Here is a 12,450-nt window from a genome sequence, read left to right as displayed (position 1 = left end):
GATCCCCATGTGGGTTACACCTACGGATGAGGCGGCAGTCGCTGATGCGACGGGCGGTATTTCACCGGCCCGGAGCGCGGCGCTGCCGCAGTCTCTGGGCGATCAGCTCGGCCAGGTCATCGCGCTCGGCGCGGCGGGCGAAGTCGACGGCGGTGAGTCCCTGGTCGTTGCGCAACGACGGGTCGGCCCCCTCTTCCAGCAGCAAGGGCACCAGATCGCGGTTGCCGTACATCGCAGCCAGCATGAGCGGAGTGGAACGGTTGGGCGACTCCGCGTCGATGTAGGCGTGGTGTTCCAGCAGCAACCGAACCATGTCGGCGCTGTCGGGCTCGGCCCGCGACGCCGCGTAGTGCAGCGGCGTCCATCCGGGCTTGTTGACTTCGGCACCGCGCCGGATCAGCTGGCGGGCGATGTCCAGATGCCCCTTGATGGCGGCAATCATCAGGGGGCTTTCTCCCTGGCGGTTGTGCAGCTCCACACGGACAGCACGCTGGGTCAGCAGGAAGCTCACCACCTTCAGCGAGCCTTCGCGCGCTCCGACATGAAGGCCTGAATCGCCTTTTTCGTTCTGGCTGTTGAGATCGAAGCCGCGCAACGCCAGCGCCACCACCGCCGACTCGTTGTCCAGCTCGGCTGCTTTGAAGAAGTCTTCGAATGAGCCTGCAAATCCTAAACTGAAAAACATGAAAAATACATTGAAAACAATGTACTTTTTAAATTTCCTCATGTTCAGCATCAGCATTCAGACCGCCCGGTCAAACAACTGCTCGAAGTTCCGGCTCGTCGTTTCGGCCACAGCCTCGACCTCCAGCCCCTTGATCTCGGCGATCTGGCGGGCCACATGCGGCACATACGACGGGTTGTTGGTCTTGCCGCGGTGCGGCACCGGTGCCAGGTAGGGGCTGTCGGTCTCGATGAGAATGCGGTCGATCGGCACGAAGCGCGCGACCTCCCGCAAATCGGCCGCGTTGCGGAAGGTCAGGATGCCGGAGAAGGAAATGTAGAAACCCAGATCCAGGGCGGCCCGCGCCACTTCCGCCGTCTCGGTGAAGCAGTGGAACACCCCCTGCGACACCGGACCGGATGCGCCGCCTGCGAAGCCGCCCTCCTCGCGCAGGATCGCCAGGGTGTCGTCCGACGCGCTGCGGGTGTGGATCACCAGCGGCAGCCCGGTCTGCCGCGCGGCGCGGATGTGGACCCGGAACCGCTCGCGCTGCCATTCCATTTCGGCCACGCTGCGGCCGTTGAGCCGGTAGTAGTCCAGCCCCGTCTCGCCAATGCCCACCACCTTCTTGCGTGCCGCGCCCGCCAGCAGGTCGTCCAGTGTGGGCTCCTGCACGCCCTCGTTGTCGGGATGCACGCCGACCGTGGCCCACAGCTGGTGGTGGTCGCGGGCCAGGGCATGCACCGCGTCGAATTCTTCCAGCGTGGTGCAGATGCACAGCGCACGGTCCACCTGTGCCTCCTGCATCGCCTGCAGGATGGCTGGCAGTTGCTCGGTCAGTTCGGGAAAGCTGAGGTGGCAGTGGGAGTCGGTGAACATGGCGGTGGCCGCAGGCGGTGCCCGGGACAAGGCGGAAAACAGAAGGGGGGACCGGCGCCTGCGACGGTCACATCGTCTGTGTCGGCTTCTCGGAGGCCAGCGCCGAACCGAGGATTTCCTCGATCTTGATCTTCAGGTGACGGGATTTTTCGTCCGCCGGAAAACGGATGCCCACGCCCTGGGTGCGACCACCTTGCGCCTTGGCCGGCGTCACCCAGGCCACCTTGCCGGCGACGGGGTAGCGCTGCGGATCGTCGGGCAGGCTCAGGAGCACGTAGACGTCGTCACCGATCCGGTAGTCACGGGACGAGGGAATGAAAATGCCCCCGTCGGTGAACAGCGGGATGTACGCTGCGTAGAGAGCCGCTTTCTCCTTGATGGAGAGCTGGATCACGCTGGGGCGTGAAGAGGCAGGCTGGCTCGGGCTGGTGCTCATGGCGCACAAGTTTAGCGGCAAATGGCGTGGGTCAATCGGCTCGTCAGGCGCGCGCAGCGCGGGGCGTGAGCACCTGTCGCGTGGCCGCCACCCAGGCTTCCTGCATCAGGCCTGCGTTGTAGGGGTGTTCGACCGTGCGTGCAGCTTCGGTCAGCGCTTTGGACCAGCGTGCCAGCACAGCCCACCGAGGCGCCGGCGGCAGGCAGTCGGCGGGAAAGAACCGCGGCGCCGCACCGGCCGCCACCGACATCAGGTCGTGGCAGAGCTTCTGCAGCATGGCCAGCTGCTGCGGGGCGGACCAGTCCGACACCAGCGCCCAGTCGCCTCGCGCCAGCGCCTGGGGCAACTGCGACCAGCGGGCGGCGGTCAGTCCGGACTGCGCCCAGGCCAGGGCATCTTCCGGCCGCCCTCCGGCGGCCTGCAGCCAGGCCCGGGCCTCGGCCTCACCGACCTCTTTCAACCCAGCCTCTTGGGCCCCCGCCTGGAGCCAGGCGATGGCCTCGCCGTCCGAGGGCCAGACCAAGGCGTGGGCCTGGCAGCGGCTGCGGATGGTAGGCAGCAGCTGATGGGCCGACTCGCTGGCCAGCACGAACCGGGTGTCGCCGGCCGGCTCTTCCAGGGTCTTGAGCAAGGCGTTGGCTGTGACCGTGTTCATGCGCTCGGCCGGGTACACCAGCACCGCCGTGCCGCGGCCGCGCGCGCTGGTGCGCTGCGCGAAGGCCACCATGTCGCGCATGGCCTCGACGCGGATTTCCTTGCTGGGCTTGCGCTTCTTGTCGTCGACTTCTTTCTGTGCCGATTCGGACAGCGGCCAGCCCCGCGCCAGCATCTCGGTCTCGGGCATAAGCACCACCAAGTCGGGATGCGAGCGGCTGCCGACCAGGTGGCAGCTCTCGCAGATCCCACAAGCGCCGTGGGCGGTGGGTTGTTCACACAGCCAGGCCTGGGCCAGCGACAGGCCAAGCGCGTACTGGCCCAGACCGCTGGGGCCCTGCAGCAGCCAGGCGTGGCCGCGCTGCGCCAGCAGGCGTTCGCGCTGTTTCAGCAGCCAGGGGGCGTCCAAGGCGTTGGTCATGCCGGTCCGCTGTTGGTGGCCACCATGATGGACAGCCAGCCGCGGCGCACGAAGGTCGCGGTCAGTTGCTGCCAGACCTGGTGGCGGGTCTGGTCGGCCTGGATGCGGGCGAAACGCGCCGGCTCTGCCTCGGCGCGGGCGGCGTATCCGGCCGCCACGCGCCGGAAGAACTCGAGCGGCTGGGCTTCGAAGCGGTCGGGCATGCGGGCGTCGGCCAGGCGGGCGGCGGCGATTTCGGGTGGCAGGTCGAACCAGACCGTCAGGTCGGGCTGGCGCAGACCGCTCACTGAGGCGGATGTGGTCTGCACCCAGCGCTCCAGAGTGCCCAACACCTCCAGGTCAAAGCCCCGTCCTCCGCCCTGGTAGGCGAAGGTGGCGTCGGTGAAGCGGTCGCACAACACCACCTCGCCGCGCGCCAGGGCCGGTTCGATCACCGTGACCAGGTGGTCGCGCCGCGCCGCGAACACCAGCAGCGATTCGGTCAGCGGGTCCATCGGATCGCCCAGCACCATGGCCCGCAGCTTTTCGGCCAGCGGCGTGCCGCCCGGCTCGCGCGTGAGCGTGACGGTGCGGCCCTGGTCCCGGAAGGCCTTGGCCAGCCCTTCGATGTGGGTCGACTTGCCGGCACCGTCGATGCCTTCGAAGCTGATGAACAGGCCGCGCGAGACGGTTGCTTCAGGACTCATGGTGGTTCACTTCTGCAGCTGGAACTTGCGCACCGCCGCGTTGTGTTCGTCGAGGTTGGTGCTGAACTGGCTGCTGCCGTCGCCACGCGCCACGAAATACAGGGCCCGGGTGTCGGCCGGTTTCACCGCCGCGAGCAGCGAGGCCCAGCCGGGCATGGAGATCGGCGTCGGCGGCAGGCCGGCACGGGTGTAGCTGTTGTAGGGGGTGTCGGTCTGCAGGTCGATCTTGCGCAGGTTGCCGTCGAAGCGTTCGCCCAGGCCATAGATCACGGTCGGGTCGGTCTGCAGGCGCATGCCGATGCGCAAGCGGTTGTTGAACACGCCACCGACCATGGCGCGGTCCGCCTCGGTGCCGGTCTCTTTCTCGATGATGCTGGCCAGGATCAGCGCCTCGTCGGGCGAACGCAGCAGGGTCGCCGGGTCGCGCTGCTCCCAGGCTTGGGCCAGCCGCTGCTCCATGGCCTGGGCCGCCTGTTTCAGCACGCTGGACGCAGGGGCCTGGCGGACCATGCGGTAGGTATCCGGAAAGAAGCGGCCTTCGGGGTGGCGCCCCGGATAGCCGATCTTGGCCATGATGCCCGCGCCATCCAGCCCTTCCAGGTCCTGGGTCAGGTCGGGTGAAGCGCGCACTGCGGCCATCAGTTCGCGGAAGTTCCAGCCTTCGAGCAGCGTCAGGCTGCGCAGCGCCTGCTCACCCCGCACCAGTTGCCTCAGCAGGCTGCGCGGCGTGGCGCCGGGCTGGATTTCATAGATGCCGGCCTTGATGGCGCGCGACTGGCCCGACAGGCGGAACCAGGCTTGCAGCAGCAGCGGTGGTGCCTGAACGCCCGCGCCGGTCAGCGCGCTGGCCACGCCCCGTGCCGAGGCTCCGGGCGGGATCTCCACGGCCAGCGGTTGTTCGGCGGTGGTGGTGGCGGGCAGCACCAGCGGCTGACCGAGCCACCACCAGGCAGCGCCCGCGAGCAGCCCGGCCAGCAGAAGTGTCAACAGCAGGAGCCGGGAGAGCAGTCGTATCACAGCAGGAAATGGGGGCTTGGCGGACGCCGGGGCGGGTCGCAGGACGGCGCATGATAATCGACCGATCATGTCCCAAGCCCCCGAATCCCCCCCCGCCAACGCCCTGCGCGGCGTGGCCTTGCTGCCCCGGCTCGGCGTCATCCGCGCCCAGGGCGAAGAGGCCGCCAAGTTCCTGCACGGCCAGCTGACCAATGACTTCTCCCTGCTGGGGTTGTCCGAAGCCCGGCTGGCCGGGTTCTGCACCGCCAAAGGCCGTCTGCTGGCCAGCTTCATCGGCTTCAAGCGCACGCACGACGAGATCCTGCTCGTGTGCCATGCCGACCTGCTCCCGGCGACGCTCAAACGCCTGTCCATGTTCGTGCTGCGCGCCAAGGTCAAGCTCAGCGATGCGAGTGCCGAGTTCCAGTTGCGCGGTCTGGCCGGTGACGCGGTGCCCGCCGCCCTGCCCGCAGCGCCCTGGAGCAAGCTGGACGCCGACGGTGCGCAGCTCGTGCGCCTGTATCCCGCCGACAGCATCGCCCGTGCCCTCTGGGTTGCGCCGGCCGGGGTGGAACCGCCCGCCGGCCCGGCGCTCGACGGCGCTGCCTGGGACTGGCTGGACGTGGTGGCCGGTGTGCCGCTGCTGAGCCAGCCGGTGGTCGAGGCCTTCGTGCCGCAGATGGTGAACATGGAATCGGTCGGCGGCGTGAACTTCAAGAAGGGTTGCTACCCCGGCCAGGAGGTGGTGGCGCGCAGCCAGTTCCGTGGCACGCTCAAGCGCCGGGCCTACCCGGTGTTCGGGGATGCACCCATGGCAGCTGGCCAGGAGGTGTTCCACGACAGCGACCCGTCCCAGCCCTGTGGCACCGTGGTCGCTGCGGCGGCCTCGCCCGCGGGCGGCTGGAGCGCCATGGTGTCGATGCAGACCAGTGCGACCGAAGGCGGCGCGCTGCACCTGGGCGCCGCCGATGGTCCGTTGCTCACGCTGCAGCCCCTGCCCTACCCGCTGCTGGCAGATGTTTGAAGGAACATGGGCCCCCACGCTCCACCGCTGCGCGGGTCGCTGCCCCCCGAGGGGGTGCGAATCCGGCTTGGGGCGGCCCGGCGCCGGATTCCCCTCCCCCCCCACGCTCCGCCGCTGTGCGGGACGCCATGTGCCTGATCGCCTTCGCCATCGGCACTGACCCGGCCCGGCCCTTGCTGCTGGCGGCCAACCGCGACGAGTTCTTTGAGCGGCCCACCGAGCCGCTGCACCGCTGGGCCCTGCCCGACGGCACCGGTGTCGTCGCGGGTCGCGATCTGCGCGACGGCGGCACCTGGCTGGGCATGAGCGAAGCCGGCCGGGTGGCCATGCTGACCAATGTGCGCAGCGCGAACCCCGGCCCGGGCCGCCGCAGCCGCGGTGAGCTGACCACGCGCTGGCTGCAGTCCGGCAACTCTTGGGACGCGCTGCTGTCCGGCGTGACCGCAGCCGACTACGGCGGCTTCAACCTAGTGGTCGGTGATCTGGCCAGCGGTTTCTGGGCCTGGGTGAGCAACCGCGACCCGGCCCAACCCCATGAAGAACAGACCGACCGCCTGCACCACCGGCGGCTGGCGCCGGGCGTCTACGGCCTTTCCAATGCGGCGCTCGACACCCCCTGGTCCAAAACCCTGCGGCTGAAGCAGGCACTGGACGAGGCCCTCGCGGCCGGGCCGGGCACGCCGTCGTCGCTGGTGGCCGCGCTGGCCGACCGCGACACCCGCCCGCCGGCCGAACTGCCCAACACCGGCGTGCCCGTCGAGCTGGAGCGCGCGCTGTCCAGCCCCTTCGTCGACATGGCCGACCGTGGCTACGGCACCCGCAGCAGCCTGCTGCTGAGCGTGGCGCGCCATGACCAGGGTTTCAGCGCCGACTTCACCGAGTGGACCCACACGCCGCCGCCGGCCGGCCCGCACCGCTGGACCGACACCCAGCCGCGCCGGCTGCGCCTGGCCTGAGCGGCCGCGCCGCTCACAGCGGCAGGAACATCTCCTGGTGCGGGATGCCGGCTTCCTCGAACGCCGGCCCGCGCCGCTGCCAGCCCAGCCGGTCGTAGAAGCCGATGGCGCTGCTTTGCGCATGCAGCAGCACCTCTCGGTCGCCGCGCGCACGGGCCGCCTCGGTCAAGGCCTGCAGCACCTGGCGACCCAGCGAGCCGCCGCGCAGCACGCGCTTGACCGCCAACCGCCCCACCTGCGAGACGCCCGGCGTGCCGGTGGGAATCAGGCGCCCGGTGGCGACCGCCTGGCCCAGGCGGTTGTGGACCACGGCGTGCACCGCAGTGGCGTCGGCCGCGTCCTGCTCCAGGTCCTTGGGGATCTGCTGTTCGTCGACAAACACCTCGGTGCGGACCGCCCGCGCGTCGGTGCCCAGCGTGGCCCAGTCGCCGACGCGGACCGCCGCCACCGCCTCGCCGGCCTCGTAGCCCATCAGGGTGTCGCGCAGTGCCTGCGGCACCGGGCGTGATGTCTGGGTGGCCGGGTCGGCGAACACATAGACCAGTTCGCCCGAGATCAGGTGCTGGTCGCCGCGGAAGATCGCGCCGGTGAAGGTGAGCGACGAGGTGCCGATGCGGCTGCATTTCATGGCCACGTCGATCTGGTCGTCCATGCGCGCCGAGGCGTGGAACTCCACCGTGGCCTTGACGACGTAGAGGTCCCCACCGAGCCGGTGCATGGACTCTTCGTAGGGCAGCGCCACCGCCCGCCAGTAGTCGGTGATGGCGGTGTCGAAGTACATCAGGTAGTGGGCATTGAAAACGATTTTCTGCATGTCCACCTCGGCCCAGCGCACGCGCAGGCGGTGGAAGAAGCGGAAGTCGGCGCGGGTCAGCTGTGGCATGTCATTGGTCTCCGAAAGCATGGCGCAGCGCTCGGGCGGCGTCGTTGTGGGCGGTCAGGGCCGTGGGAATCGCGCGGCCGAACTGGATGAAGCCGTGCACCACGCCGGCGTAGATCTCCAGGTCCACCGGCACACCCGCCATGCGCAGCCGGTCGGCGTACAACACGCCCTCGTCGGTCAGGCTGTCGCATTCGGCCAGGCCGATCCAGGCGGGCGCCAAGTCGTCGAGATCGCGCACCTGGCCGGTCTCGTCGACCCCGTCCAGCGGTGCGAAACGCCAGTCGTCGCGGTCCTGCGGATCGCGCAGGTAGTGGCCGAAGAAATAGCTGATGTGCGGCTCTTCGAGGATGAAGCCGTGGGCGAAGGTCTTGTGGCTGGGCGTGTTCTGGTGGCCGGCGGTGCCGGGGTAAAACAGCAGCTGCAGCGCCAGCGGCCAGCCGGCATCGCGCGCGGCGATGGCGGTGACCGCGGCCAGGGTGCCGCCAGCGCTGTCCCCGCCGACGGCGATGCGCGTGCCGTCCAGCCCCAAGGACGTGGCCTTGTCGCGCAGCCAGGCCAGCGCGTCCCAGGCGTCGTGCACCGCGGTGGGGAACTTCCATTCGGGCGCCAGCCGGTAGTCCAGCGACACCACGGCGCAGTGCGCCAGGTGCGCGAGGTGGCGGCACAGCGGCTCGTGGGTGGCGATGTTGCCGACGGTGAAACCGCCACCGTGCAGGTACAGCAGCACCGGCAGGGGCTGTTCGCTGGCGGGCGCGTACAGGCGCGCCGGCAGCTCAAAGCCATCGCGCGCGGGGATCACGAGGTCCTCGACCCGCGCCAGCTTGTGCGACGGGATGTCCACCACACCCGCGCCGGCGGCGTAGGCGGCCTTGGCCTGGTCCGGGCTCAGGGCGTGCAGCGGCGGGTGCCCGGCGCGGGCGATGCGGTCGATCAGTCCGCGCATGGCGGGCGTGAGCAGCGACCGGGGATTGGGATGGTGATGCGACATGGGCCGGCATTGTGGCTGTCTTTTGCGTGACCCGCTGCCCACTGCGCGACCTTGGTGGGCCTGTCCTGCACCCGTATAGTTTTCGCCATTCCACACAACGAGCGAGACAGGCCATGGCGCAAATTCTGTATGTGACGAACATCCTGATCGAAGACGGCGCGCTGGCGCAGCTGGCCGCCGAATGCACCCGGGCGGGCATCACCCGGCCGCTGATCGTGACGGACGCGGGCGTCAAGGCCGCAGGCCTGCTGGACCGGGCGCTGGCCGCCCTGCCCGGCTGGCCGGTGGCGGTGTTCGACCAGACGCCGGGCAACCCGAACGAGGCGGCGGTGCGCGCAGCGGTCCTGGCCTGCAAGGCCGGCGCCTGCGACGGCCTGATCGCCCTGGGCGGTGGCAGCTCGATCGACTGCGCCAAGGGCGTGGCCATCGCCGCCACCCACGAAGGCCCGCTCAAGACCTACGCCACCATCGAAGGCGGCTCGCCCAAGATCACCCCGGCCGTGCTGCCGCTGATCGCCGTGCCGACCACGGCCGGCACCGGCAGCGAGGTGGCGCGCGGCGCCATCGTCATCGTCGACGACGGCCGCAAGCTGGGTTTTCACAGCTGGCACCTGGTGCCCAAGACCGCTATCCTCGACCCGTCGCTCACGCTCGGCCTGCCACCGCTGCTGACCGCCGCCACCGGCATGGACGCGATCGCGCACTGCATGGAAACTTTCATGGCGCCGGCCTTCAACCCGCCGGCCGACGGCATTGCGCTCGATGGCCTGCAGCGTGGCTGGTCACACATCGAACGCGCGACCAACGATGGGCAAGACCGGGAGGCGCGGCTGAACATGATGAGCGCGTCCATGCAGGGCGCGATGGCTTTCCAGAAAGGGCTGGGCTGCGTGCACAGCCTGAGCCACAGCCTGGGCGGCGTGAACCCGAGGCTGCACCACGGCACCCTGAACGCCCTCTTCCTGCCCGCCGTGATCGCCTTCAACGCGGGCGCCGAGAGTGTGCAGAAGGAGCGGCGCCTGCAGCGCATGGCCCATGCCATGGGCCTGCCGGACGACGGCGATGCGGCGGGGTCGGCGCAGCGGCTGGGCGAGGCGATCCGGTCGATGAACGCCCGGCTGGGGTTGCCCGCAGGGCTGGCGGCGCTGGGTGTGACCGAGGACCTGTTCGACCGGGTGATCCAGGGTGCGCTGGCGGACCACTGCCACAAGACCAATCCGCGGCTGGCCAGCGCGGAAGACTACCGGGACATGCTGCGGGCCTCGATGTGAGGCCCGCCCGCCGCGTCAGTTGCGGCGCTTGAGGGTGTAGCGGCTTTCGTAGAAGCTGTTGGGGTAGCCCTCGGCGTCCTTGCTGGCGTCCACGTCGCCCAGCTGGAGCGTGCTGCCGTCGGTGTACATGACCAGCTTGCCGTTGCCCTGGTCGGCGGCGCCATTGAACTTGTCGGCGGTCACACCGGAGATGGCCTTGGTGCCGGCGTGGTTCATCGACAGGTTGGTCAGCACCTTCTCGTCCTTGACGCTGGGGCCGGAGCAGGAGCTGCCGATGTAGCCGTAGGCGACCACGTTGCCGCTGAAGCTGGTGGCCGAGGTCTTGGTGAAGTCGGCACGGACCTTGGCGGACGCGCCGCTGTCGGCGTAGCAGTCCGACTCCCAGGTGCCGATGTACTTCGCCACCACGTCGCCGGAGCTGTCTCCCTCCACCGATGGATCATCGTCACCACCACCACAGGCGGCAAGCAATGCGGAGGCGGCCAGGGTCGCGGCGATCAGCGGGAAACGCAGGGGCTTGGTCATCGGAGGAATCCTTCTCTTGGGTGATGGGGTGCCGAAAGCATCTTCAGGCGACCGGATTCTGCCCGATTCACCCGTGCGAAAGCTCAACGCAGGCGCCAGAGCCCCCACAAACCCGCGGCGGCGAGCAGCCCGCCCAGCAGAAGGCCCACCGAGTCCTCCGCCCAGGCGCTCACCCATTCCCAACGATCGGCAAACACGTAGCCGAGCCCACCGAACAGGGCCACCCAGATGACCTCCCCCACCATCACCGGCAGCAGGAACCGGTGCAAGGGAAGCCGGGTGCTGCCCGCCAGCAGGTTCACCGGCAGCGCCAGCGGGGTCAGGAGGAAACGGGTCAGCAGCACCGCCCACCCGCCATGCCGGCCAAACGCATCGGAGGCCCGCTGCCAGCCTGCGCCGGAGCGCCAAGACAGCGGCAGGCGCTGGCCCATCAACCTCCCCGCCAGGTAACAGCCCATGTCTCCGGTCACGGCGGCGGCCACGCCGGTTGCGGCCGAAGTGGCGGGTTCGAGCACCCCCTGACGGGCAAAGGCCCCGGCGGCCAGCAGCAGCATGGAGGCCGGCAGCGGCACACCCAGCGCTGCCAGGAACAGCACGGAGGCGAGCAGCCACTGGCCCTGGTTGATCAAGGCCGTCAGCAGCGCTCCGCTGAGGTCGCTCACTGTCCCGGCCCTTGCAGCGCCGACCGGCGCGCCAGAATCAGCGCCTCGACCTTCTTGCGCCCCTCCAACGGGTCGATGCCTTGCGCGCCGAACCAGTCGTGAAGGCTGAGGTCGTCGCCGCCGGACGCCGGCAGGCCCAGCGCTTCGCGCACCTGGGCCTCCGGCACGCCATGCACCCGCTCTATATAAGAAAGAGTCATCCAGCCGCGCAGCGTCTCGACCTGGATCTCGCCTGCGGCCAGGCGCGTCTGGTAGTCGTGCTGGCGCCAGGCGCGCCAGGCGAACACGCTCATCAGCAGCACGCCCACCACCAGCGCCGCCACGGCGAGCCGGCGCGGCCAGCGCACCAGGCGTGGTGAGCCGTCAGGCTTGGCCACGCACCATCCCCAGCACCTTGCCCATGTCCAGCGTGCGCGAGAGGTCCTTCATCTGGGGCAGGTACTGGTTCTGCATCTGCTGGGCCGGGGTCAGCAGCTGCTGGAAGGTCTGCTGCAGCAGGGCGGTGCTCATGACGCGACCGCCGGCGTAATAACGCCGGGCCACCTGGCCGAGCGCATAGGTGGTGGCAAACGACATCGCCATGCCGGTGGCCACGCCGCCGATCCCGCCGATGGTGCGACCGGCCACCTTGCCCAGCAGGCCACCCAGGAGCTTGCGGCCGAACTGCTCCACGTACTGGGAGGTCAGGCCCACGCCGACAGTGGTGATGAACTCCTTGATGTGGCCCTGGTCGAGTTCGATGCCGTGGGCGCGGCCGATGTTGTAGACCATGCGCACCTGCAGCGGGATGATGGCCATCGAGGCCCAGGACTGCGGCAGCAGTTCCAGCGCGCCGTTGAGCAGGGCCGCATTCAGGATGGTCTTGTCCAGGGCGGCTTCTCGGGCAGGGTCGCTGGCGGGTGCGCCTTGCGGCGTCTGGGCGGGTGCCGGCACCGGCGCGCTCACTGGTGCTGCGGCAGCCGCGGCCGTGAGCACCGCGTCGGCCTCCTGTTCGAAGGCCTGGGCGCGGCCCGCGTCCAGGGCCAGGCGCGACTTGAGGTCCGAGAGAAAAGCCGTTTCGGCTGCGTTCTGCCGCCCGTCGGCGTCGCAGACGCAGACCGCCATCTCGTAGGCCAGCTGGCGCTGGGCCGGGTCGCCCAGGGCGGCCACGGCATCGGCCAGCGTCACCCGCTTGAGCAGCACATCCTGATACAAACCCGCCAGCGCCGCGCCCCCGGCCTCGCGGCCCAGCGACTCCGCCAGGCGCCGCACGGCCTCGCGCTCGCTGTCGGCCTTGTCGCCGTCGGCAAAGGCGGCGAGCAGGGCGATGGTGAGGATGGCTTGCTGTTCTTTCAGATCCATGGAACGTATTCCTTTGTAGATGACTCGGAGCACTGTAGAGCAACCCCTGCCGCCCGGGTTCCCG

Annotated in this window: 15 protein-coding genes; 3 read left to right on the top strand and 12 right to left on the bottom strand. The window is 69.5% G+C overall.

The window, feature by feature from the left end:
- Positions 1-61 precede the first annotated feature (61 nt).
- The 6 genes from DD542_RS13425 to mltG all read right to left on the bottom strand — a co-directional run bounded on the left by DD542_RS13425 (position 62) and on the right by mltG (position 4,754).
- On the bottom strand, positions 62-742 hold the full coding sequence (locus DD542_RS13425; protein WP_306292794.1) for an ankyrin repeat domain-containing protein: 681 nt from the start codon (positions 740-742) through the stop codon (positions 62-64).
- A complete protein-coding gene (locus DD542_RS13420; RefSeq protein ID WP_127806006.1) occupies positions 743-1,543 on the bottom strand; it encodes a TatD family hydrolase in 801 nt (266 codons plus the stop codon). It lies immediately after the preceding gene.
- A 67-nt stretch (positions 1,544-1,610) separates the two neighbouring features.
- Positions 1,611-1,979: a PilZ domain-containing protein gene (locus DD542_RS13415; RefSeq protein ID WP_066160247.1), complete on the bottom strand. Its 369-nt coding sequence runs from the start codon at positions 1,977-1,979 to the stop codon at positions 1,611-1,613.
- A 43-nt stretch (positions 1,980-2,022) separates the two neighbouring features.
- The gene (locus DD542_RS13410; RefSeq protein ID WP_127806005.1) at positions 2,023-3,054 is read right to left on the bottom strand and encodes a DNA polymerase III subunit delta'; all 1,032 of its coding nucleotides are present in this window, start codon (positions 3,052-3,054) and stop codon (positions 2,023-2,025) included.
- On the bottom strand, positions 3,051-3,740 hold the full coding sequence (gene tmk, locus DD542_RS13405) for a dTMP kinase (RefSeq protein WP_079365848.1): 690 nt from the start codon (positions 3,738-3,740) through the stop codon (positions 3,051-3,053). Before tmk ends, DD542_RS13410 begins: the two co-directional genes overlap by 4 nt.
- Before the next feature lie 6 nt (positions 3,741-3,746).
- On the bottom strand, positions 3,747-4,754 hold the full coding sequence (gene mltG, locus DD542_RS13400; RefSeq protein WP_347232077.1) for an endolytic transglycosylase MltG: 1,008 nt from the start codon (positions 4,752-4,754) through the stop codon (positions 3,747-3,749).
- Positions 4,755-4,824: 70 nt separating this feature from the next.
- Here mltG and DD542_RS13395 point away from each other — a divergent pair, with 70 nt between their 5' ends.
- Entirely contained in the window at positions 4,825-5,760 is a 936-nt protein-coding gene (locus DD542_RS13395; protein ID WP_127806003.1) for a folate-binding protein YgfZ, read from the top strand.
- 128 nt (positions 5,761-5,888) lie between these two features.
- Positions 5,889-6,716, top strand: a complete 828-nt coding sequence (locus DD542_RS13390) for an NRDE family protein (protein ID WP_127806002.1) — start codon at positions 5,889-5,891, stop codon at positions 6,714-6,716.
- Between the two features lie 13 nt (positions 6,717-6,729).
- On the opposite strand, the gene DD542_RS13385 is transcribed toward DD542_RS13390, so the two are convergent.
- Both DD542_RS13385 and DD542_RS13380 read right to left on the bottom strand, forming a co-directional pair.
- On the bottom strand, positions 6,730-7,599 hold the full coding sequence (locus tag DD542_RS13385; protein WP_127806001.1) for a YbgC/FadM family acyl-CoA thioesterase: 870 nt from the start codon (positions 7,597-7,599) through the stop codon (positions 6,730-6,732).
- A gap of 1 nt (position 7,600) precedes the next feature.
- The gene (locus tag DD542_RS13380) at positions 7,601-8,587 is read right to left on the bottom strand and encodes an alpha/beta hydrolase (protein ID WP_127806000.1); all 987 of its coding nucleotides are present in this window, start codon (positions 8,585-8,587) and stop codon (positions 7,601-7,603) included.
- Between the two features lie 113 nt (positions 8,588-8,700).
- Here DD542_RS13380 and DD542_RS13375 point away from each other — a divergent pair, with 113 nt between their 5' ends.
- Positions 8,701-9,858 (top strand): iron-containing alcohol dehydrogenase, encoded by a 1,158-nt coding sequence (locus DD542_RS13375; RefSeq protein WP_127805999.1) that lies wholly within the window; start codon positions 8,701-8,703, stop codon positions 9,856-9,858.
- A gap of 15 nt (positions 9,859-9,873) precedes the next feature.
- Here DD542_RS13375 and DD542_RS13370 read toward each other — a convergent pair whose 3' ends face one another.
- The 4 genes from DD542_RS13370 to DD542_RS13355 form a co-directional block, all read right to left on the bottom strand.
- Entirely contained in the window at positions 9,874-10,383 is a 510-nt protein-coding gene (locus tag DD542_RS13370; protein ID WP_127805998.1) for a hypothetical protein, read from the bottom strand.
- A gap of 83 nt (positions 10,384-10,466) precedes the next feature.
- Complete coding sequence (locus DD542_RS13365; protein WP_127805997.1) at positions 10,467-11,045, bottom strand: VTT domain-containing protein; 579 nt, start codon at positions 11,043-11,045, stop codon at positions 10,467-10,469.
- Positions 11,042-11,422, bottom strand: a complete 381-nt coding sequence (locus DD542_RS13360; protein WP_127805996.1) for a hypothetical protein — start codon at positions 11,420-11,422, stop codon at positions 11,042-11,044. Before DD542_RS13360 ends, DD542_RS13365 begins: the two co-directional genes overlap by 4 nt.
- Positions 11,409-12,386, bottom strand: a complete 978-nt coding sequence (locus tag DD542_RS13355; RefSeq protein WP_127805995.1) for a DUF533 domain-containing protein — start codon at positions 12,384-12,386, stop codon at positions 11,409-11,411. The genes DD542_RS13360 and DD542_RS13355 overlap by 14 nt, the downstream gene beginning before the upstream one ends.
- Positions 12,387-12,450: the final 64 nt, after the last annotated feature.

Origin of the sequence: Hydrogenophaga sp. NH-16, assembly GCF_004006415.1 — a bacterium.
Classification (GTDB): Bacteria; Pseudomonadota; Gammaproteobacteria; order Burkholderiales; family Burkholderiaceae_C; genus Hydrogenophaga; species Hydrogenophaga pseudoflava.
This window is presented reverse-complemented; position numbering and strand designations above follow the sequence as displayed.